General features: G+C 53.1%; 18 protein-coding genes. 7 read left to right on the top strand and 11 right to left on the bottom strand.

Features of this window, described 5'->3' with window-relative positions:
- Positions 1–11 precede the first annotated feature (11 nt).
- From HMPREF2756_RS02855 to HMPREF2756_RS02805, 11 genes are all read right to left on the bottom strand, one after another.
- Complete coding sequence (locus HMPREF2756_RS02855) at positions 12–635, bottom strand: VanZ family protein (protein ID WP_246825812.1); 624 nt, start codon at positions 633–635, stop codon at positions 12–14.
- Positions 636–817: 182 nt separating this feature from the next.
- Entirely contained in the window at positions 818–1,267 is a 450-nt protein-coding gene (locus HMPREF2756_RS02850; protein WP_013398115.1) for a fluoride efflux transporter FluC, read from the bottom strand.
- Positions 1,255–1,713 carry a fluoride efflux transporter FluC gene (locus HMPREF2756_RS02845; protein WP_070618308.1) on the bottom strand — a complete coding sequence of 153 codons (459 nt, stop codon included), beginning with the start codon at positions 1,711–1,713 and terminating at the stop codon, positions 1,255–1,257. The genes HMPREF2756_RS02850 and HMPREF2756_RS02845 overlap by 13 nt, the downstream gene beginning before the upstream one ends.
- Positions 1,714–1,947: 234 nt before the next feature.
- On the bottom strand, positions 1,948–4,698 hold the full coding sequence (locus HMPREF2756_RS02840) for an MMPL family transporter (protein WP_246825811.1): 2,751 nt from the start codon (positions 4,696–4,698) through the stop codon (positions 1,948–1,950).
- Positions 4,699–4,756: 58 nt separating this feature from the next.
- The gene (locus HMPREF2756_RS02835) at positions 4,757–5,410 is read right to left on the bottom strand and encodes a TetR/AcrR family transcriptional regulator (RefSeq protein ID WP_070618098.1); all 654 of its coding nucleotides are present in this window, start codon (positions 5,408–5,410) and stop codon (positions 4,757–4,759) included.
- 128 nt (positions 5,411–5,538) lie between these two features.
- Complete coding sequence (locus tag HMPREF2756_RS02830; RefSeq protein WP_070618096.1) at positions 5,539–7,104, bottom strand: sensor histidine kinase; 1,566 nt, start codon at positions 7,102–7,104, stop codon at positions 5,539–5,541.
- A gap of 85 nt (positions 7,105–7,189) precedes the next feature.
- A complete protein-coding gene (locus tag HMPREF2756_RS02825) occupies positions 7,190–7,933 on the bottom strand; it encodes a response regulator transcription factor (protein WP_070618092.1) in 744 nt (247 codons plus the stop codon).
- Positions 7,934–8,117: 184 nt separating this feature from the next.
- Positions 8,118–8,981 carry a hypothetical protein gene (locus tag HMPREF2756_RS02820; RefSeq protein WP_070618089.1) on the bottom strand — a complete coding sequence of 288 codons (864 nt, stop codon included), beginning with the start codon at positions 8,979–8,981 and terminating at the stop codon, positions 8,118–8,120.
- A 350-nt stretch (positions 8,982–9,331) separates the two neighbouring features.
- Positions 9,332–10,804: a hypothetical protein gene (locus HMPREF2756_RS02815; protein WP_070618086.1), complete on the bottom strand. Its 1,473-nt coding sequence runs from the start codon at positions 10,802–10,804 to the stop codon at positions 9,332–9,334.
- Positions 10,805–10,815: 11 nt separating this feature from the next.
- Positions 10,816–12,207 (bottom strand): hypothetical protein, encoded by a 1,392-nt coding sequence (locus tag HMPREF2756_RS02810; RefSeq protein ID WP_070618083.1) that lies wholly within the window; start codon positions 12,205–12,207, stop codon positions 10,816–10,818.
- 263 nt (positions 12,208–12,470) lie between these two features.
- The gene (locus HMPREF2756_RS02805; RefSeq protein WP_070618080.1) at positions 12,471–13,244 is read right to left on the bottom strand and encodes a hypothetical protein; all 774 of its coding nucleotides are present in this window, start codon (positions 13,242–13,244) and stop codon (positions 12,471–12,473) included.
- 250 nt (positions 13,245–13,494) lie between these two features.
- Between HMPREF2756_RS02805 and HMPREF2756_RS02800 the strand changes: the two genes are divergently transcribed.
- The 7 genes from HMPREF2756_RS02800 (at position 13,495) to HMPREF2756_RS02770 (ending at position 19,560) form a co-directional block, all read left to right on the top strand.
- On the top strand, positions 13,495–14,349 hold the full coding sequence (locus HMPREF2756_RS02800) for a PRD domain-containing protein (protein WP_070618077.1): 855 nt from the start codon (positions 13,495–13,497) through the stop codon (positions 14,347–14,349).
- Positions 14,350–14,791: 442 nt separating this feature from the next.
- On the top strand, positions 14,792–15,781 hold the full coding sequence (locus HMPREF2756_RS02795; protein ID WP_070618074.1) for a mannose/fructose/sorbose PTS transporter subunit IIA: 990 nt from the start codon (positions 14,792–14,794) through the stop codon (positions 15,779–15,781).
- Entirely contained in the window at positions 15,778–16,650 is an 873-nt protein-coding gene (locus tag HMPREF2756_RS02790) for a PTS mannose/fructose/sorbose transporter subunit IIC (RefSeq protein ID WP_070618071.1), read from the top strand. Before HMPREF2756_RS02795 ends, HMPREF2756_RS02790 begins: the two co-directional genes overlap by 4 nt.
- A gap of 9 nt (positions 16,651–16,659) precedes the next feature.
- On the top strand, positions 16,660–17,523 hold the full coding sequence (locus tag HMPREF2756_RS02785) for a PTS system mannose/fructose/sorbose family transporter subunit IID (protein ID WP_070618068.1): 864 nt from the start codon (positions 16,660–16,662) through the stop codon (positions 17,521–17,523).
- 104 nt (positions 17,524–17,627) lie between these two features.
- Positions 17,628–18,395, top strand: a complete 768-nt coding sequence (locus tag HMPREF2756_RS02780; RefSeq protein WP_070618064.1) for an HAD family hydrolase — start codon at positions 17,628–17,630, stop codon at positions 18,393–18,395.
- A gap of 70 nt (positions 18,396–18,465) precedes the next feature.
- Positions 18,466–18,894, top strand: coding sequence for a hypothetical protein (locus HMPREF2756_RS02775; protein WP_070618060.1), 429 nt, complete (start codon positions 18,466–18,468; stop codon positions 18,892–18,894).
- A gap of 219 nt (positions 18,895–19,113) precedes the next feature.
- Complete coding sequence (locus HMPREF2756_RS02770; protein WP_210393508.1) at positions 19,114–19,560, top strand: type I restriction-modification system subunit M N-terminal domain-containing protein; 447 nt, start codon at positions 19,114–19,116, stop codon at positions 19,558–19,560.
- Positions 19,561–19,612 lie beyond the last annotated feature (52 nt).

Genomic DNA, 19,612 nt, shown 5'->3' with positions numbered 1-19,612 from the left:
TCGATGTACCCTTACCCGATATGATCTGGCAGGTGGCGGTAGCGCATCCGACGGCGGATCCGACGCCACACAAGCACAATGAGCGCACCGATCAGAGCGCCGACGGTGTTGTTGATAATATCGTCCACGTCAAAGGTGCGGTATGCGCAGGGCACCAGGCCCCAGTTGCCGCTCAGCTGGCTCAATTCGATGAAGAGAGACAGCCCGAAACCCGCCAGGGCTGAGGCGCGCAGACCCCAGCGCAGGCATCCGGCGGTAAAAAGCCCTATAGGAATAAACAGGCCGATGTTAAAGAAGAGTTGAGCGAATGCCCGCGAGGTTGCGCCGCCGGTTCCCGGGGTTTGCAGCATCTGGAATGCTTGAATCCAGCTCCAGCCAGCATAGAGGCGTGGATAGTATAGCTCTGAGTGGCATTTTCCATCGTCCACGCCGATGGGGGTGAGGGTCAGCACCAAAACCACCGCTAAAAACAGCGAAAATATGCCGGTGATGATATAGTGCCGGGCTGTCAGCGACGATCCCGCGCGGCGAGCGCGCGTTCTCATCAGAAGAAAACCAAGGGCAAAAAGAGCGAGGGTAGCGCAGATGATTTCAAGACTAACCGTCCCCATCTGCTCCGATAGTAGTTTCCTCATCCACATTCCTCGTCAATAATGTACAGCGTCATAGGCAAGCCGTGAGTGGTAAAACTCGCCTACCACCAGTGTAAAGCTATTGGGGCAACATCAAAGAACCGGAGCTTCACACGCCGCCGAATGCGCCCCTCACCTGTGCTGCACCCCACACGGATGCACCCTGTAGACCCTACCTATCCGGGTTAGAAGAAAATATCAATGGGGATGATGGGGGCTACGTCGTCCCCCAGCAGCAGGACGAAGCAGAGCGTACCCGCGAGCGCCGCGAGAACCGCCCCGATAACCTGCACGAGCCAGAGCATCAGGAACTTGGCCCGTTTGCCTTCGCGGCGTGCCGTCAGCGCTTCGACCATTGCGGTGGAGAAGGTGGTGAACCCGCCGAGCAGACCGGTGGTGACGGCGGTGCACCAGAAGATAACGGATCCGGAAGCGCCGTAGTGAATATCGAGCGCGTTCGGGTTGGCAACCGGCATAATCAGCAGTCCGTAGAGGAATGACCCCACCAGGTTAATCACGAATACGGGGCTGATGATGGAGCGCTCGGTGCGCAGACGAGGCGACATTTTTACGTCGAGAAAATACCTGGTCATTGCCCCTAAACCGCCGAGCAGAAAGACCGTTAGTGAGAACACGATGAGTCCTCCTGCGCGCCGACATGGCGTGCCTCCCAGCGGGCGGCGATTTTTCCGCCCATGAAAAGGCCCGATGCTGCGGCCGCTAAACCGCCGATAAAGAGTACGGCAAGGCTGAGCAGAACGTACCACCCGTGCACCGTGTAATGAATGAATACCGCCTGCGAGGTAACCGCCGCGATGGACGAGTAGGTGGTATACCCACCCATCATGCCGGCACCGAATAAAAAGCGGAACGGGCGCACCGTATCCTCGCCGTGTATGCGGGCGTGCGATGCCCACAGGGCAGTCAGAAGCCCCAGGGTGAAGGATCCGATCAGGTTCGCAGCAAGCACGCCACCGGGTGTGTGGATACGACAGAAGGCGCCTATGCCTCCTCCTAAGAAAACCAGCAGCGGCGCGGGTATGCGGTTCAAGTATGCGGCGAGCGTTCGTCTTTCTGCCATCGTGCGGTGCGCCCCTTCGATGCGCTCGGGGTGAGAACTCGTGTTCTCGCTGCGATCCCCTACTTTCACCTTAGACCACGAAGGTACCAAGACGTTAATAAGCGTGTTTTGTATAGCCTACCGCTCATCACCTAAAAAGCACGAGCAGGTCTTTTTTGCTCCGACAAGGTAGGATTTTCCTACCTGCTCGGCACAATACGACCTGCTCGCGCGGTATGCGTTATCAGCTAGCGGTTATTCAGTTTTCTTCTTTGCCCAGGGAATCTCGACCTCGGCCACCTTTTTCGCCGCAGGTTCCTGTGCTGCTTCAGGTTCCTGTGCTTCGGTTTCTTTCTTCTCGGAATCATCGGATGCCTCAGATTCGCAAGGCGCTTCATCACCGCCGTCGGATTTATCCGAGTCTTTGTGTTCCAGCTCTTCCAGAAGGGTTGCGCCTTCCACGTCCATATTCGGAACGAGCTTATCGAGCCACTTCGGCATCCACCACGCTTTATCGCCCAGCAGGGTCAAAACTGCGGGAGTGATAGTCATGCGAACCACGAAGGCATCAACCAACACGCCGAACGCCAATCCGAAGCCGATGGGGCGAATCATTGCGGATTCAGCGAAGATGAACCCGCCGAACACCGAGATCATGATGATCATCGCGGCAACCACCACACGCACCGCATGGTTGTACCCGGCGACGACGGCGGTTTTCGCATCCTTACCGTGCACATATGCTTCGCGCATGCCGGAGACCAGGAACACCTGATAGTCCATCGCCAGACCGAAGAGAATGCCAATCATAAGGGTGGGCAGGAACGCCAGAATCGGACCGGGATCGTGCACCCCGAAGAGGGATCCCAAGAAACCCATCTGGTAGACCGCAACCACGGCACCAAAGCTGGCCAAAATCGAGAAAAGGAACCCGACCGAAGCAACCAGCGGCACCAGAATCGAGCGGAACACCAGAATCAGCACAATAAACGACAGACCCATGACGACCGCCAAATACAGCGGCAGTTTCTGCGCCAGCGTATTGGAGACGTCGATATTGCCACCGGTCAGACCGGTCACGCCCAGGCGCACATCGGTACCCTGCACGTTAACATCAACCTGCCGCAGCTGCTCAACTAGGTTCACGGTTTCAACCGAGCTCGGCCCGTGTTTGGGGATCACCTGGAAAATCTGCAGGGTGTGATCATCAGTTTGTCCGATGGGAACTATGGTTTTTACGTTGTCGGGGTCTTTCGCCTCAACCGCATGGGCGATATCGAGCTGTGCCTGCTCGGCCTGCGCATCGCTCATGCCTGCAGGGGTGTGTGCCACTGCAACCACAGGACCGCTCATGCCTTCACCAAACTTGTCTTTAACAATCTGGTAGGCCTGGTACTCGGTGCTTTCCACCTGCGAGCTTTCTGCCGAGGGAAGACCCATGCGCATCTGACCCATGGGAATAGCGATAGCACCCAGTGCCGCCACACAGAGCAGAATGGTCACCACAGGTTTAGCGAGCACGATGCGCAGCCAACCGTGCGGGGTAGCCTCACGTTTTTCCTGCTCGGCGTGATGCGCGGCGATCTTCTCGGGAGTATCGATAGATGCCCACGTTTTCTTCGACATGACCCTGCGGCCGATCAGCGAGAGCATAGCGGGGGTCAGGGTTACCGAAATCAACACGGCCACGAAGACGCACAGTGCCGCCGCATCGCCCATGTATCCCAGGAAGGGAATACCTGTCACGTTCAGGGCAAGCAGGGCGATAATCACGGTTGTTCCGGCGAAGAGAACCGCGTTCCCACTGGTGCCGTTAGCGACCGCGATAGATTTCCGCAGCGGCATGCCGTCCATCAGGTTAGACCGGTGCCTGTTGAGAATGAACAGTGAATAGTCGATGCCCACCGCAAGACCAAGCATCATGCCCAGCATATAGGTGGTTGAGCTCATATCGACGAGGGATGAGAACGACAGGGTTCCCAGAATACCTATCGCCACGCCCACAAGCGCCATGATGATGGGCAGCCCGGCGGCAATAAGAGTGCCGAGCATAACGATAAGCGTAATGAGTGCCACCACAATACCGATAACCTCACCAATACCCATACCCACATTGGGAGATTCGGCGATATTCTGGTCAAAATAGACCTTCAAACCCTTCAGATCAGCACTCTTGAAGTGTTCCATGAGCTTCTCTTTATCAGCCTGAGGGGTTTCTGCACTCTTTGTCTTGAAGAAAACCCCGGCGATTGCGGTCGAATTATCTTCAGAAACCGTTCGGTAGTCGCTTGTCAGCCCCAAAAGCGCAGATTTGCGGGCGTATTCCGACTGCTGTTCGGGGAGTTTCTTCTCAGCATCGGCAAGTTCAGCAGACTTAGCGTCATATTCTTTCTGAGACTCTTCCAACTTGGCGCGTTGCCCATCCAACTGTCCCTGTTGGGAGCCGAGCTGTTCGCGCATAGACTCTAAAGCGCCAGCCGCTTTGGCTTGTTCGCGGGCTTCGTCGAGTTGTTTTTGTGCAGCATCCAGCTGCTCTTTACCGTCTTTAAGCTGTTTACCGGCTTCTTCAAGCTGTTTCTTACCGTCCTCGATGCGCTGCGGTGCGGCGTCGAGCTGAGGTTTGCTTTCTTCGAGCTGTTTTTTACCGTCGGCTATCTGCTGTTCGGTAGCAAAAGGATCGCTGACGGCATCAACGGCTGAATTCTCATCCTTGAGGCTGTTCAGCGTGGTTATGAAGGCCTGTTTCTGTTCCTCGGTGATTGCGGATCCGTTATCTGTCTTTACAACGATCTGCCCGTTACCGCGGTTAGCATCGGGGTACCGAGTGGAGAGTTCGTCGGTAAGACGCTGGGTTTCAGTTCCGGGCATCGTGAAGGTGGTCTTCAGCTGCCCGTGGAATGCGCTATAGCTACCGGCGACACCGGCAATAACAAGCACCCAGATAGCAATAACCGCCCACGCCCTGCGTGCGGCAAAGCTACCTATGGAATATAGCCACTTAGCCACTATGGTTCTCCTCAAATGTCTCTGTATCGGTTGAGTATGGTGTGCGTATTTACCGCGCCTATGCGTATTTGCCGTCGATTAGCTCTTCGACGTAGTCGAGGCAGTGTTCTATGTTTTCCCGCATTTTTTCGGCATTTTCGGGCGGCTGTGGGTTACCTTCGGCGTCGTAGAAGGAGGCCGCGATTCCCTCGCAGATGGCGGAAGCAATGAGATTCCCGAAGATTGCGATGCGCATCCGCGGTATGTCCTGCCGCTCCTGCCACAGCTTGTCAATGACCATCTCAATGGAGTTCAAATAGGAGGTTGAGCTGTACTCATTGAACTTATTATCGAGAGAGTAGTCGTGAAGGGCGAACAGCAGCCGAGCGTGGGGTTCTACGTGCTCGGCAAGGCGTTCGGTGGTGAATGCTGCACGCACGCCGTTGAGCATATCCCGCTCGGGATGCGCTCCTCTGGGGGTGCAAAAGTCGGGGATGATCTCAAAAATACGGCGTAGGTAATCGTTCAGGCGTTCAACGACGGCGGCTTCAACCGAAGAAAAATGGTTGAAGATGGTGCGCCTGGATACACCGGATTCTTTGGCAAGCGCATCCGCCGTGAGCGCTTTAAGACCGCCTGCGAGCACAAGTTTTTCTGCCGCATCCATAATGGCGATGCGGTTCTCGGCTTTACGCGCGGAGCGTTTATCTACAATCTTTTGGGCAATACACACAGTTATTACACTAAGTGCAATATTGCACCAAGTGCAACTATTTTTTGTGTGAGCTCAGACATATTTCTGCACTCAGTGCATATTGTTTGAAAAGTCTCTGCTCGCCAGAAAGCCCCGAGCCAAGCGGTCTATGAGACCGAAACCCCCTGCCGCATAAGCGGAAGACGTACCGAAAATTCGGTTCGTCCGGGGCGGCTTCGCACAGAAATCAGCCCGCCGTGTGCCTGCACGATCGCCTGCACGATTGCCAACCCGAGGCCGGTCGTCCCGTCAGAGCCCGAACGCGCCTTGTCTGCCCGCGCGAATCGGTCAAAAATCTTGGGCGCAAACTCTGGGTCAATTCCGGGACCGTTATCCACAATGGTCATAAGCGCTTCACGCCGATCCGCAGATACCCGCAGCCCGGCAATAACGGTCGTACCCTCGTCCGTATGTTTGCGCGCATTAGAGAGCAGATTCAAAATAACCTGCTGAATCTGCGAGCGGTCCGCGATCATCTCAACCGGTTCATCCGGCACATCCATGCGCCAGATATGGTCGCGCGCCGCCGCCTGCATATCCGAAACACTCTCGACAAGCAGCTCGGTTAAGTCGATGTTCTCAAACTTCGGTTCACGCCCTTCGTCCAAGCGCGCCAGCAACAGCAGATCTTCCACGAGACGCGACATTCGTTCGGTCTGCGAATCGATGCGTGCAAGCGAGGACTGCCCGCCATCTGCGAGAGGTTCCGTCCACCGCAGCATATCGGAGTAGCCCTTAATGGCGGCCAGCGGGGTGCGCAACTCGTGGGATGCATCCGCAATGAAGGCACGTATCTGCTTTTCGGTACGTTCACGCACATCAAGAGCCGAACTCACGTTATCAAGAAGTTGATTGAGCGCATACCCCACAGACCCCACTTCGGTGCGGGGATTCGCATCCTTGGGGGTCACACGCACTTCGGGGGCAATAGTGTCAGATTCCAGATTGAGGCGCGCCACCTCAGTCGCCACACCGGAGACACGCTCTAGGGGCTTCATCGTTCTGCGAATTACGAACGAACCCAAAAACCCGGTACCGATCATCACAGCAACCGACCCAATACCCATTGTGATAGAGAGCATGGTAAGGGTCTGATACATTGCCCCTAGCGGCACACCGGTGATAAGCGCGTCCGAAGAAGGCCCCGGTGAAGAAACCTTCACCATGTATTTACCAACGTCAAGGTCCACTTCGGTAAGCTGACTATCTTGATTTGCAGTGCCTCGAAGAGCATTCAGAGTCGCGCGGTCTTTGTCACTGAGCTCCTTGATGCTGCCGTCGGCACTCAAATACCCCGAGAATTTATATTCACCCTGTCGATCGACGCAAAGATTAATGGTTCCGGCACCCTGACCCGGCGTATACAGAGGGTTTTTCGGATTAGATTTATCGAGGCATTCAAAACCGTGACCGCTGGGAGAATTATTGGGATTGGCAGCGCGATTCGCAGTTTCTTTGAGGGTACTGCCAATTTGCGCCCGCAGAGAGTTCTGCAGTGTGGCATAGGTTGAGACACTGGTAATAAAACAGGCAATTCCTAGAGCCGAAACGAGAATAAGAATAAGCCGCCTGCGCAGATGCGGCATTGGGCGTATAGCGGTTTTATCCCGTTTTTTTCGACTACCCTGTGGGGGCTGTGTCTCGGGAACACTGGGAGCTTCCACAATGGTCACAGACTTCACCCCTTCCAGGATATATTACTAAATCGGAATATAAGAATATATACACCTTGACTAGGCGCTTTACATAATTAGGGGCTTAAACTGCCGGTCGAATTACATAGCCAGCACCGCGTACCGTATGGATCATAGGTTCACGACCCACATCAATTTTCTTCCGCAGATATGAAATATAAAGCTCCACAATATTCGCCTGACCGCCAAAATCGTAATTCCAGACATTATCCAAAATCTGGCTTTTAGAGACCACGCGCTTCGCATTTTCCATCAGATAACGCAGCAGGTCGAATTGGGTTGCCGTGAGAGCGATAGGTTCACCGCCACGGGTAACTTCACGGGTATCTTGGTTGAGCACCAGATCCCCCACAACGAGTTCGGCGTCGTCAATAGCGGCAACACCCGAGCGCTGCACCAGCCTGTGCAGGCGAATCATAACCTCTTCCATCGAAAACGGCTTGGTCACATAGTCGTCGGCACCGGCGGCAAGCCCTTCGATGCGGTTATCCACCGAATCTTTCGCGGTCAAGAAAAGGCAAGGCACTTCGGGGTAAAATTTCCGGATGCGGTCCAACAGTTCCAGACCGTCGAAACCGGGCATCATAATATCAAGCACCAGCACATCGGGGCGCCAGTCGCGGGCAATAGCTAAGGCTGCGGGTCCGTCACCAGCCGACTGCACCTCCCACCCGATCATCTTCAGGCCCATACTGACGAGTTCTTTGAGCATCTCCTCATCATCGACCACTAGGGCACGAATGGGGCTGCCGTCCGGATGTTCAAGGGTCGGCAGGTTTTTAGCGATTTCGGTTGCTTTGATGCTCATAGTGTTAAGGGTAGCGGTATTTAAACGCCTGTGTAGGTTTAGTGGCTACTTTTCGAGCAGAACATAAAATATACATGCCCCGTACACAGCCTGCACACAGTATTCCTAACCCGCCAGTACAAGGATGTTCACAAAAAGTGGGTGACGCGCATTAATCCACGTCACCCACATTATGAGGAATTATTTAGAGGCGAATACCGCTTGGGACTACTGTACGAGGCTGAAGCGGCACAACACCGCCGCCGCCGGGAGAGCCATATCCGTTAACGCGGGATGGCGTGGCTGTTTGGGCATCCGAGAAGTCTTCATCCCGAATCTCTCCTCGATCAGTGATCTCGGTGAGTATTTCTTTATCCCGGTCTCCCACCCGTATCTCTTGGGGAAATATTTCAATCCATGAGCCATTAGAGCAGGTCATAACTTTTACTTCCCGGTCTTTAATATACCGATAGGTGCCGTCCGCATTAACGTATGTTTCTTGTCGGGTTCCATACCCATAATTAGCTTCGGTGATTTCCTGCCAGGAACCGTCAGCATGCAGTTCTGCGCTGTGGCTCTTTGTTTTCATGGTCCAGGTTCCATCAGCTTTGACTTCCCCATGTTCATCGCCGCGCTTATCGTAGATCCATGACCCATCGGATTCGTTGATAGTGGTCCATTTCTTATCTTTGCTGTCCACAGATTCGGTGGATCTGGGGCGGGGCTTACCTGCTTTGTTATCGTCAGTCAGCGCTATCTCTTTTTCGCTGATACCCTTTTTCTTGAGTTCTTCAAGATCCGGGTTTTTGCCGGATTCGTGGCTCGGGCAGGTGATTGGAAACTTAACGTCCCGCATAAAATCAAGGCCCCGCGCCTTTTCTGGGTGCTCCAAGAGTTCAGATACTTCAATCTGCTGCCCAGCAGACGATGCGTTCGAGCCGGAGGATGATGCCGCAGCATGCGAGCTTTGAGGCGAGGAATTATTGGATGAAGATGCGGTTCCTGATGAACACGCACCCAGGGCAAAAACCAGAGCAGTGCCTAAAGAAAATACAGAAAGTCTACGCATTAAAAGTCCTTATCGGTGACTATGAGGGAAGTTGCAGAATCAAATATACCCTGTCTCAAATCTTCGCCACCGAAGACACGCTTCTGCCGGTCATAGGAACCAGACGCAGGTACCCTTCTACGAACACCTTCTAGCACTCATTATTTAACAGAACGCAAACCATTATTTAACTCAATACCCGCTTTTACCCTTATATTCCGGGGATTTTTTGGAAGGGCACAGAATCATTATTTAACCTTCAAGCAAATATTATTTAACTCCGAGTCCTTGATGATGTGTGCAAAAGGGTGGCGCATCCAGCCATAAAATCTGGATGCGCCACCCTCTACCTTCTTCACAAACAATTTCCGTTAAGACACAGCCTGCTGACCGGGCTGCAGAGGCTGACGCGGGGTCAGCGGAATGACCCCTCTCCCACCGGGACCATCACCTCCACCAATCAGTAAATCTGGTTGAGGAGGAACGTAAATATACCGTTCTTTATCTACCGAAGATACCTCGCTCTTACGTGATGACGATTCCCGATATACTTTGCCGTCCGGGGTGCTATATACAGTTTCATAGATGCTCTGAGTGCGCCACGTGCCATCAGATTTTACTTCTTCTGTTCGGTCCCGGTCTTTTCTCTGCCAACTTCCGTCAGGGTTTACGTGAATAATATCTTCCCCGTCGCTGCGTGTATTATTTTTGATTTCCCATGAGCCGTCAGCATACAACACAGTAGTTTTATCATAATTACCGGAGTTATCAGAATCTTTCTGTGTCCACGTGCCGTCTGCTGCAACATGTATTGTCGTGTCTCCATCGCGCGATTCCCAGCTCCACGAACCATCCGGATTGACCTTAGCCATACCGAAGAAGGGGTCTTTTTCTGAACGTGGTCGGGGCTTGCCCGCTTTATTCTCATCCGTCAGGAGTATGCCCTCAAGTTCGGCGGTAGCATGCTTATACTCATCGGTTCCAGGAACAGCCTCTTTAACAGGCATTCCCAAAGGCAGAGCCGTACGCGGTTTCAGGGGAATAACACCATTTTGAGGAATATATAACCCCATATCGTACATACTATTCATGTATTCCCTAGGAGTTGTAACCCCACTCTGCGCCCCACGTGTGATAGATTTTTCCTCCCCGGTTTCTGTATTCTTTTCCACGGCTGTACCGTCAGGGTTTCCCGTGATGACCTTATTATTCGAGTATCCGCTAGACTTCCACGTACCATCGGCATGTGCCTCGACATTTTCTGGGGAAGATGAATCGCTCTTACGCTCGACACTCCACGTACCGTCAGCATTAACGCGAGTTTTTGTCTGTGAAGAAGAAACTTTTTCAATCCTCTCCCAAGATCCATCTGCGTTAATCGTCATTTCGTGATATATGTCAGACCCCGTTCCACGCTTCACATGGAATGTACCATCGACATTAACTACAACTGATAATTTATCCTGACCGCTGCCTTCTTCAACAGTCCACGAACCGTCGTCCTTGAGTTTTACATTCTTTCCTAACGAGCTCTGAGACTTCTGTTCAGCGCGCGGGCGGGGTTTACCAGCCTTATTATCGTCAGTAAGCCCCACAATCTGTTTCTCATGACTCTGTTCTTCATTTTTCTGTTTCTCCTCTGTTGGGTTCGTCGTGGGGGAAGCGGAAGAAGACTCGGGTGAGGCAGAAGATGATGCAGAGGAAGCTATAGAGGAGACAGGGGAAGATCCCTCAGATTTACCCGGGTTGGCTCGTTCCACAGTCATACAGGCGCTGAGCGCGAGCATGAGGGCGCATCCGGTGGAAAGAGGAACGACGATGCGGGTGAACTTAGTGATTTTCATCGGAAGTTTCCTTAAGACACAGCTTGCTGACCGGGTTGAAGAGGCTTACGCGGGGTCAGCGGAATGACCCCTCCCCCGCCGGGGCCGTCCTCTAAATAGGAGAGGCGCGGTTCATGGGGAACTTGAATATGGCTTACTTCATGTTCTCCCGAAGGGAGCTCGGTCTTCCGACCCGAACTCTCCCGAAAGACTTTACCGTCTGAGGTGCTGTACTTGGTGTCGTATTCAGTTTGGGTGCGCCACGTCCCGTCCGCTTTTACCTCTACCGTTCGGAAGGAATCCTTTGAAGTCCAACTGCCATCGGGGTTCACGTGAACAAAGTTTTCTCCATCGCCCATTTTCATTTTAGATTCCCAAGAACCATCCGCGAACAACTGCGAACTTCCTTCACGGCCAGTTTCTGCGGAGTCCTTCTGATCCCACGTACCGTCTTCAGAAACACGTATGGCTGAACCTTTACTCTGCCAAGTCCATGCCCCATTCGGGCTGACGATAGCATCATCATCGATTTTCCTCTCTGAACGTGGACGGGGCTTGCCCGCTTTATTCTCATCCATCAGGAGTATGCCCTCAAGTTCGGCGGTAGCATGCTTATATTCATCGGTTCCTGGCACTGCCTCTTTAACAGGCATTCCCAAAGGCAGAGACTTACGAGGCTTGAGCGGAATAACACCGTTTTCAGGGACGATCTCATCAAGTTTATAGGTATCGGCGATCGAGCCTTCATCATGATCTTTCGGGGTTGTAACCATCTTCCACTCTAGCGGGGTAAGAGGTTTTTCCTCCCCCAACTTCGTGTTCTTTTTGATTGCCGTACCGTCGGGTTTTCCCGTTATAACCGCGTTCGTCCTTTCGGTAGATTCCCAGCTGCCGTCGGAACGCATCTCAACTTTTTCTGGGGAACCCTCAGTCCCATATTTTTTCTCAATGGTCCACGTGCCGTCAGCATTAACGTGAGTTTTTTGTTCGCTGGAAGAACCTTTTTCGATTTTCTCCCAGGACCCATCGGCGTTGAGGGTAAATTCTTCCGTAGAATCTTCCGAATTTTTATTCTTCACCTGGAATGTGCCATCGGCGTTAACCGAAACCGATTCCGTGCGTCCATTATTGTCTTCTTCGACAGTCCATGAACCATCGTCCTTGAGCTTTACATTCTTCGTTGAATCCAAAGGCTTCTGATCAGAGCGCGGGCGCGATGTACCGGCCTTATTATCGTCAGTAAGCCCCACGATCTGTTTCTCATGCGACGTTGCAGAAGCTGAAGAGGATGAGCCGGAACCGCCATGAGTAGAATCTTCCGAACCGATTCCTTGTACAGAGGTCGAGCAAGCACTGAGTGCCAGCATGAGAATACATCCGGCAGATAGGGGACCAAATACGCGAGTGTGATTATCATTCTTCATCGGAAGTTTCCTTACGGCTATGTAGTCTATGCGGTGCTTTGATGCGGTGTTTAAAAATACCTTTAGTTTCAGTCTACGGTTCTTGGACAGACCCGATGCCGCTAACACCCCACGTTTTCTTCCAACACTCAGCGAATATAGAGTACGTTCCCATATTTCTTCCAGCAAATCTCCAGGTAGAAGGGCGTTTTAGACACAAAAAGGGTGACGCATCCAACCGTAAAATCTGGATGCGCCACCGTACTACCGAGAGAGGTTCGAGGTTACTGAGCCTTCTCCCCTGGTTTAAGCGGGGTACGCGGTTTGAGAGGAACAACGCTGTTGCCGCCTACGCCGCCTTCAGCATAAGCAATCGGGTTTACAGGAACCGTCGTAGGGGTAAGCTCTTTCCCAACTTCGCGTTTCTCTTGGCCTGGTTTCTCTTGGTAGACCTTGCCGTCGGCAGTTCCGTAGAGGGTGGAATACGAATCTACGCTGCGCCACGTTCCATCGGCCTTAACCTCCATGCCCTTAGCACCTTTAGTCAGATCCGTATCGCCGCTCTCGCGTACTCGAATCCAGCTGCCATCGGGGTTTACATGAACCCGCTCGTTCCGTTGTGCGTCAAAACTTTCCCAGGTGCCGTCGGCATTCAGATTAGCTTTATCGCCTTTACTATTAGTCCACTCCCAGGTGCCGTCGGCTTTGGTGGTCATGGTATGGCTCTCGCTCTTATACTCCCATGAACCATCCTCATGCACTGTCGCTCCAGGGTAGGGGTCTCCGTATGTCGAGGTTGGCCGCGGCTTACCGGCCTTATTATCATCGGTCAGGGCTTTTGAGGTAGCGCTCGAACTTGCCGAAGCCGAGGCGCTGGTGCTGCTGGAAGCTGAGGCGCTGGGCGATGCAGTTTCCGAGGCAGAAGCGCTCGCGCTCGACAAGCTGGCGGCGGAAGACGAAGGTGCCACACTGTTCACCGAGGAGGAGCAGGCGCTCAGGGCGAGCACCGCAACAAGAGCGGCGGAAAGCGGCATCGCTAGACGACGAGGGTTATACATAGAAGTCTCTTTCAACAGTGATTATTGCACGGTGTTTATAGCACCGACTTATTTATTCTATCGGCATCTCTCCATAAAATGCAGAATATATCCTTCATATTTTAGAAGGACTGCATCGTATTTTATGTTTATCGAGGTAAAAGGCGGCAAGCCTAGAGCGCATAGATTCGCTTTCTCACGGTAGATAGCACGAGGGGGCTGTAAAATCTTGAGAAAGCATTCGATACCGCCCACACGGAAGGAGGGATGCATGCGCATCAGCCGCATCTATAACAATAATGTCGCCCTCACCCGTGATTCCTACGGGCAAGAGGCGGTAGTTATCGGGCGCGGACTTGCCTTTGGTAAACGCAAGGGCGATCTGGTCGATCCGAGTAAGGTCGAGCAGACGTTCATTCCCGAACACGATATTTCCGCCGAACGGCTCAGCTGGTCACTCTCCGAGATTCCCCCGGAGATTCTTGCTATTGCCTCCGAACTTGAAACGAAGGTTCGCAATACCCCCGATATTAAAATCGCGAACTCCTTCATCATTCCTTTCGCGGACCACCTGCACTATGCTGTTGCGCGCGCTCGCGAAGGACTGCAGGTTGATTATCCTCTCGCACCAGAGGTAACGCTGTTGTATCCGCGTGAAGTTGAGTTCGGGCGCCGGGCACTTGATTTGGTACATGAGCGTTTGCATCTCACCCTAGATCCGCAGGAAGCGATTCCTTTGGCGTTACATCTCGTCAATGCCCAGTTTGCGACGGCCGATATGTCACGGGCTTTCCGCATGACTGAGGTTTTTGCGCAGGTTTTTGATGTTATCGGAGCAACGTATGGTAAGCCGATAGACACAAATTCCATGTCGGCGGCGCGGTTTATCACCCATCTGCGCTATCTCTTCGTACGTGCCGATCGAGAGAACAATAAACAACGACGGCATATTACTCAGCCCGGTGTTTTGGCGGCACTTCGGGCGGATGCGCCCCAAGCCTTCGCATGCGCACAAAAGGTTCTTCTCCTATTAGAGATGCAGCTCAATCAGCCGTTACGCCAGGATGAGCTCACATATTTGACGATTCATATTGACCGCCTCGCCCAAGAGATGTGGGGTTCTTAGAATTTAAAATCATCACCTCCGTGCAATAAAAATTCTCTTGATCTTAAATAACGCAGAATTTTTGATGTTTTATTCACAATCAAAAGAATTTTTAGTCAGAATGCACTTTACCCCCTGACAAGCTCTCCCAAAACTCAATATATTCCTATATTGGAATATAAGAATATACGCTATTAATGCATTAAAATACAGCAAATGACAGCTTTTTACCCCTGTTCAGCTGATAACCTTTCACGTTCTCCGCCCTCTAGAGCATGCCCTTAAGAACGACATAGTTTAGGTCACATATACTATATTTATGTGCCGAGCGGTTCTCATGTAGAAGTATTTTTTCCTATATTTTTCTCCATATTTAAAACCGTTATTGACCGTGATATTCTCAAAGGGTTTAGACCCTTAAATACGGAAACAACACACATTCTGTAGTAACGAGAGGACCATCATGGTCACTATCATCGTGGCGGCACACGGGGAGTCAGCACCCGCGCTCTTAAAGACCGCCAGCATGATCCTCGGAAACCTCGATAACGTGTATCCGGTGACATTTCTTCCCGGGCAGGGTCCGGAAGATTTGATCGAAGAGTACACGCGCATCGTTGCGGAAACAGGATCCGAAGAAACCCTTATTCTCGTCGACCTCTTCGGCGGCAGCCCTTACAATGCGGGCGCTCGATTCGCGGCAGAAAACGAAAATATTGATGTTGTCGCAGGCGTCAACGTGCCGATGCTCATAGAAGTGATCAGCGGCGCTGGTCGCAAAAATGCAACCCTCAAGGGCCTGGTCGCCAAAGCCCATAAGGCGGGCGTGAAGGGTATTCGCTCCTTCCAAGAAGCCAACCAACCGGTACAGGAAGAAAAGCCTTCTCAAGAGGCAAAACCCGCCGAAACACCGGCGGCACCAGAAATACCAGCAGAACAGCAGGTTGAAGGCGGGCATATGGATGCTATTTTTACGCGCATCGACTCCCGCCTTATTCACGGGCAGGTCGCGGGCACCTGGGTTCCTTATGTGGCACCGCAAACCTTTATTGCCGCATCAGATGCAGCCGCCCACGACAACCTCCGCAAAACCCTGCTTCTGCAGGTGGCGCCCGCCGGAGTCAAAACCAATGTGCTCGATATTGCTAAAGCAGGGCGCGTATACAACAATCCCAAGTACACCGGCATGAAAACCATGTTTGTACTCGAATCCCCGGTCGATGTGGTGCGTCTAATAGACGAAGGCGTCGAAATTCCAGAGGTCAATGTTGGCGGTGTAACCTACAAAACCGGTATGACGCAGCTTTCTGAGGCAGTTTACGCATCCGAGGAAGACCTCGACGCATACCGTGAACTTCTCAAACGCGGCGTCAAGCTGTACGTACAGCAGCTTCCCAACCACAACCCCGTCGATCTGGCAAAAATTTTGAAAGAGAAAGGTCTCGCCTCATGAGTCCCCTCGCATTTATTCTCGTCATTGTGGTGGCGTTCATTGCGGGTGTCGCATCCGTGGTAGACGAACGCCAGTTCCACCGTCCCCTAGTAGCATGTACCCTCATGGGTTTCGCCCTCGGCGACCCTACCACTGGCATTATTTTGGGCGGTATGCTCGAACTCATTGCCCTTGGGTGGATGAACGTCGGCGCGGCGATGGCACCCGATGCGGCACTCGCATCATGTATCGCAACGGTCGTTGTCATTCACGGTCACCTTGATAAAGCGCAGGGCATCGCCGTTGCTATTCCGATTGCAGCAGCCGGGCAGGTACTCACCATTTTCGTGCGAACTATTACCGTCTTCTTCCAACATCAAGCCGACCGGTTCGCCCAAACGGCGAATTTCCGGGGTATTGAGCTCATGCATATCAGCGGCATGATTTTGCAAGGTTTGCGCGTAGCTGTCCCAACCGCCGTGGTTGCCCTTATTAACTCTGCAACCCTGCAGAACTGGCTGCAGTCTATTCCTGCTGAGGTGACGAACGGCCTGCGTATCGCTGGCGGCATGATTACTGTGGTCGGTTTCGCCATGGTCATTAACATGATGAAGTCCCGCGCCCTCATGCCGTTCTTCTTCCTCGGATTCATCGCGGCAGCCGCTATTCCGGCGTCCCAGGAAATCACGCTCAGCGGCGGCAACAAGGATGCTATCGGCAACCTTGCCGTAACGCTGGCAGATCCCGCGCAGCTGAACCTAGTCGCGATCGGTATTGTCGGGGCGTGCCTGGGACTGCTGTATACCCAGCTGAATCCAATCTTCCATAAGAGTGAGGCGGCACCGGCAGCCGCACGCCCAGCCGACGACCTCGACAACGAGCTTGAGTAGGAGCGAATCATGACTGAGAACACTCAAGAAAAAGTAACCGCCGAGGTTCCCAACCTCACCAGGCGCGACAAAATTGATACCTACATCCGCTCCACCTTCCTGCTCGGCTCCTTCAACTTCGAGCGTATGCAAGCCATTGGTTTTGCGGTGTCGATGATCCCCGCGATTAAACGTTTCTACACCAAGAAGGAAGACCAGGCGGAAGCACTCACCCGTCACCTGGAGTTCTTCAACACCCAACCCTGGGTCGCATCCTCCATTATGGGTGTGACTGCCGCTATGGAGCGCGAAAAGGCAGCCGGTAAAGAAGGCATTGATGATGCCGCCATTACCAACGTGAAGGTTGGTCTGATGGGACCGCTCGCAGGCGTGGGCGACCCGATTTACTGGGGTACCGCGCGTATCGTGCTGGCGGCGGTGGGCGCATCCTTCGCTATTGCGGGCAATATTCTAGGACCGCTGATTTTCTTCTTCGGAATGACCGCGATTCGGTGGGCCACCCGCTGGTACGGCTTCAAGTATGGGTACGAAAAAGGTACCCAAATCGTGGGCGAAGCGGGCGGTAACACCCTGCAGAAGATTACGCAGGGCGCCTCGGTGATGGGTCTGTTCGTGATGGGATCGCTCGTATACCGGTGGACGACCATCAACATTCCGCTCAAGCTCACGGAATACGAACAAAACGGTAAGAACGTTGAGGTCACCGTGCAGTCGATGATGGATCAGCTGCTGCCCGGGCTTGCCGCACTGGCCCTGTGCTTCCTGTGCATGTGGCTTCTGCGCAAGAGGGTTAACGCTATCTGGATTATTTTCGGTCTCTTTGCCGTGGGTATTGCAGGTTCCTACCTCGGGTTCCTGTCACTTCCCTCTTAGGTCTGGGTGACCGTTTGATAATCTCGCGGGATGCGCGCTCCGGTAGACTGGTACCGGGTGCGCATCCCGTGATTTTTAGCCACCGCACAGACCTGAGGAATCCCATGAAAAAACTGATGGCATTCGATTTGGATGGAACTCTGCTTTTTGACCGGACCATCGATCCCGCGAATGTACAGGCTATTCACCGCTGGCAGCAGGCCGGGAATCTTGCGGTGTGTGCGACGGGGAAAAGTATTTTCGCCACGAAACTTGCCCTCGATAAAACCGGCGTAACCTTCGATTACAACGTGCTATACACCGGTGCGGTTGTGACCGATGCCGAGTACAACATCCTGCACGCGCAAACTCTTTCGCTTGCGGTGGTGCGCGCCTGCTATGAACGGTTCAAAGAAGAGCCGGGGGTCGCTCTTTTTGCCACGACTTTAACCCATGACTATCGTCTGGCGGATAATGTGGGGTCTTCGACTAATATTCTGCCCGAGTTCCTGCCGCTGGCAGAGTCCGAGATTGATACCCAAGATTATGTGGGTGTGCCCTTATGGATTCCTGAAGATGATGCTCGCGAGCGCACCTACCGCTGGATTCTTAAGGAGTTCGGTGATTCAGTGGATTGTCACAAGAATCAGGATTTTCTGGATATTGTGCCCCCGCGGTGCACGAAGGCGACCGGGCTGGCGTGGCTTGTGGAGTATCTGAAACCGGTCGAGTATGAAACCTACACGATTGGGGATTCCTGGAACGATGTGCCCATGCATGAGTGGGCGGATCATGCGGCGTCGTTCAACTATTCCCCGGATGATGTGAAGGCGCGCACCGAGGTTTCGGTGGATCATGCGTGGGAGTTTATCGACGCTTCGTTGGGTGCGTAGATTCTACGTTTCACGTGAAACTTTTTGCAAAAACAACGTCTATAGATTGTTAAAACGGGGTAGATGGCGAATGTCTTCAACGAATAAAGGGCGCAATCCCGAGAGCTTTGGCGATGCTTTTCGGCAGGCCGCCCGTGAGTCTTTGGTGAAGAATCAGCGCGAACGTAGAAGCGATATTGTTTCTATTGCCCCAATTCAACTGGCGCTCGCCGCGTTGGCTATAGGTATTTACGCTCTGTGGAATAGTTGGTTGTGCCTGATCCCGCTGGGAGTGGTGCTGGTGCTCATGTGGGTGCGTTACACCATGCAGCGGCAGATCTCCCGCGATTTCAACGATCTGGATGCGGCGTGCACGGCCTGGCGCAAAACCCGCGATAGGCAGTATTTAGAGTTTATGGCGGAGAATGCCGGGCGCATCCTGAGGGAGAATAAGGCGCTGACCAAGGATGCGCGCAAACGCATGCAGGAGTACGCCGACTATGCCGCCGCTAGGCTTTGAGCTATTGCCTCCTGTGAAGGGCAGATCAAGATGATCTATATTGATAAACTCCTTGGTGCGATGCATCTGCCAAGCTCGGTAGAGGTGAGAACGTAACTACGGCAACGCTCATGCTCATCTGCAACGCTTTGACCTGTAAACTGGGCTACATGGTCGAAGTAAAATAACAACTCAATCCTTATAACATAACGCCAACAAACTAGGACTGTATGACTGATTATGGCAAGAAGCAAAAGTACTGAACTGACGCTCGAACAGACACTGTGGGAAACAGCGGAGTCGATGCGCGCCAAGGGTAACCAAGAGGCATCCGAGTACAAACATGTGGTGCTCGGTCTGGTCTTCCTCAAGTACGTTTCTGACAAGTTCTCCGAACGACGTGATGCACTTCGACAAGAGCTCGTTGAAGACGGTATTGATGGGACACAAGTGGAGGTCTTCCTCGAAGACCGCGACGAATATGCTGGTCACAACGTCTTCTGGATTCCCGATGGTGTGCGTTGGGAACAGCTTCAGGCAGAGGCAAAACTCCCGGGCATCGGCCAACGGATTGACGAGGCCATGCGGCTGATCGAACGGGAAAATCCGTCACTCACGGGTGTGCTGCCACGTAACTACGGGCGTGAGGACCTTAAGTCCCCAGAGCAAGGGCTTGAGCACTGGTAAAAAGTCCGTTCTGCTCTCCGGTCAGTTTCAGCACATCACCCCAAGTCATGGG

It is taken from the genome of Rothia sp. HMSC067H10 (genome assembly GCF_001810635.1).
Lineage (GTDB): Bacteria > Actinomycetota > Actinomycetes > Actinomycetales > Micrococcaceae > Rothia > Rothia dentocariosa.
Note: the sequence above shows the minus strand (reverse complement) of the source record. Positions and strands in the feature narration are given on the sequence as shown.

Coding starts and splice junctions, on each gene's coding strand:
- HMPREF2756_RS02845 (WP_070618308.1), bottom strand. CDS start 1,713: ATGGCAGAAAGACGAACGCTCGCCGCATACTTGAACCGCATACCCGCG.
- HMPREF2756_RS02800 (WP_070618077.1), top strand. CDS start 13,495: ATGCGCATCAGCCGCATCTATAACAATAATGTCGCCCTCACCCGTGAT.
- HMPREF2756_RS02775 (WP_070618060.1), top strand. CDS start 18,466: ATGTCTTCAACGAATAAAGGGCGCAATCCCGAGAGCTTTGGCGATGCT.
- HMPREF2756_RS02805 (WP_070618080.1), bottom strand. CDS start 13,244: ATGTATAACCCTCGTCGTCTAGCGATGCCGCTTTCCGCCGCTCTTGTT.
- HMPREF2756_RS02795 (WP_070618074.1), top strand. CDS start 14,792: ATGGTCACTATCATCGTGGCGGCACACGGGGAGTCAGCACCCGCGCTC.
- HMPREF2756_RS02815 (WP_070618086.1), bottom strand. CDS start 10,804: ATGAAAATCACTAAGTTCACCCGCATCGTCGTTCCTCTTTCCACCGGA.
- HMPREF2756_RS02770 (WP_210393508.1), top strand. CDS start 19,114: ATGGCAAGAAGCAAAAGTACTGAACTGACGCTCGAACAGACACTGTGG.
- HMPREF2756_RS02855 (WP_246825812.1), bottom strand. CDS start 635: ATGAGGAAACTACTATCGGAGCAGATGGGGACGGTTAGTCTTGAAATC.
- HMPREF2756_RS02810 (WP_070618083.1), bottom strand. CDS start 12,207: ATGAAGAATGATAATCACACTCGCGTATTTGGTCCCCTATCTGCCGGA.
- HMPREF2756_RS02780 (WP_070618064.1), top strand. CDS start 17,628: ATGAAAAAACTGATGGCATTCGATTTGGATGGAACTCTGCTTTTTGAC.
- HMPREF2756_RS02790 (WP_070618071.1), top strand. CDS start 15,778: ATGAGTCCCCTCGCATTTATTCTCGTCATTGTGGTGGCGTTCATTGCG.
- HMPREF2756_RS02825 (WP_070618092.1), bottom strand. CDS start 7,933: ATGAGCATCAAAGCAACCGAAATCGCTAAAAACCTGCCGACCCTTGAA.
- HMPREF2756_RS02820 (WP_070618089.1), bottom strand. CDS start 8,981: ATGCGTAGACTTTCTGTATTTTCTTTAGGCACTGCTCTGGTTTTTGCC.
- HMPREF2756_RS02785 (WP_070618068.1), top strand. CDS start 16,660: ATGACTGAGAACACTCAAGAAAAAGTAACCGCCGAGGTTCCCAACCTC.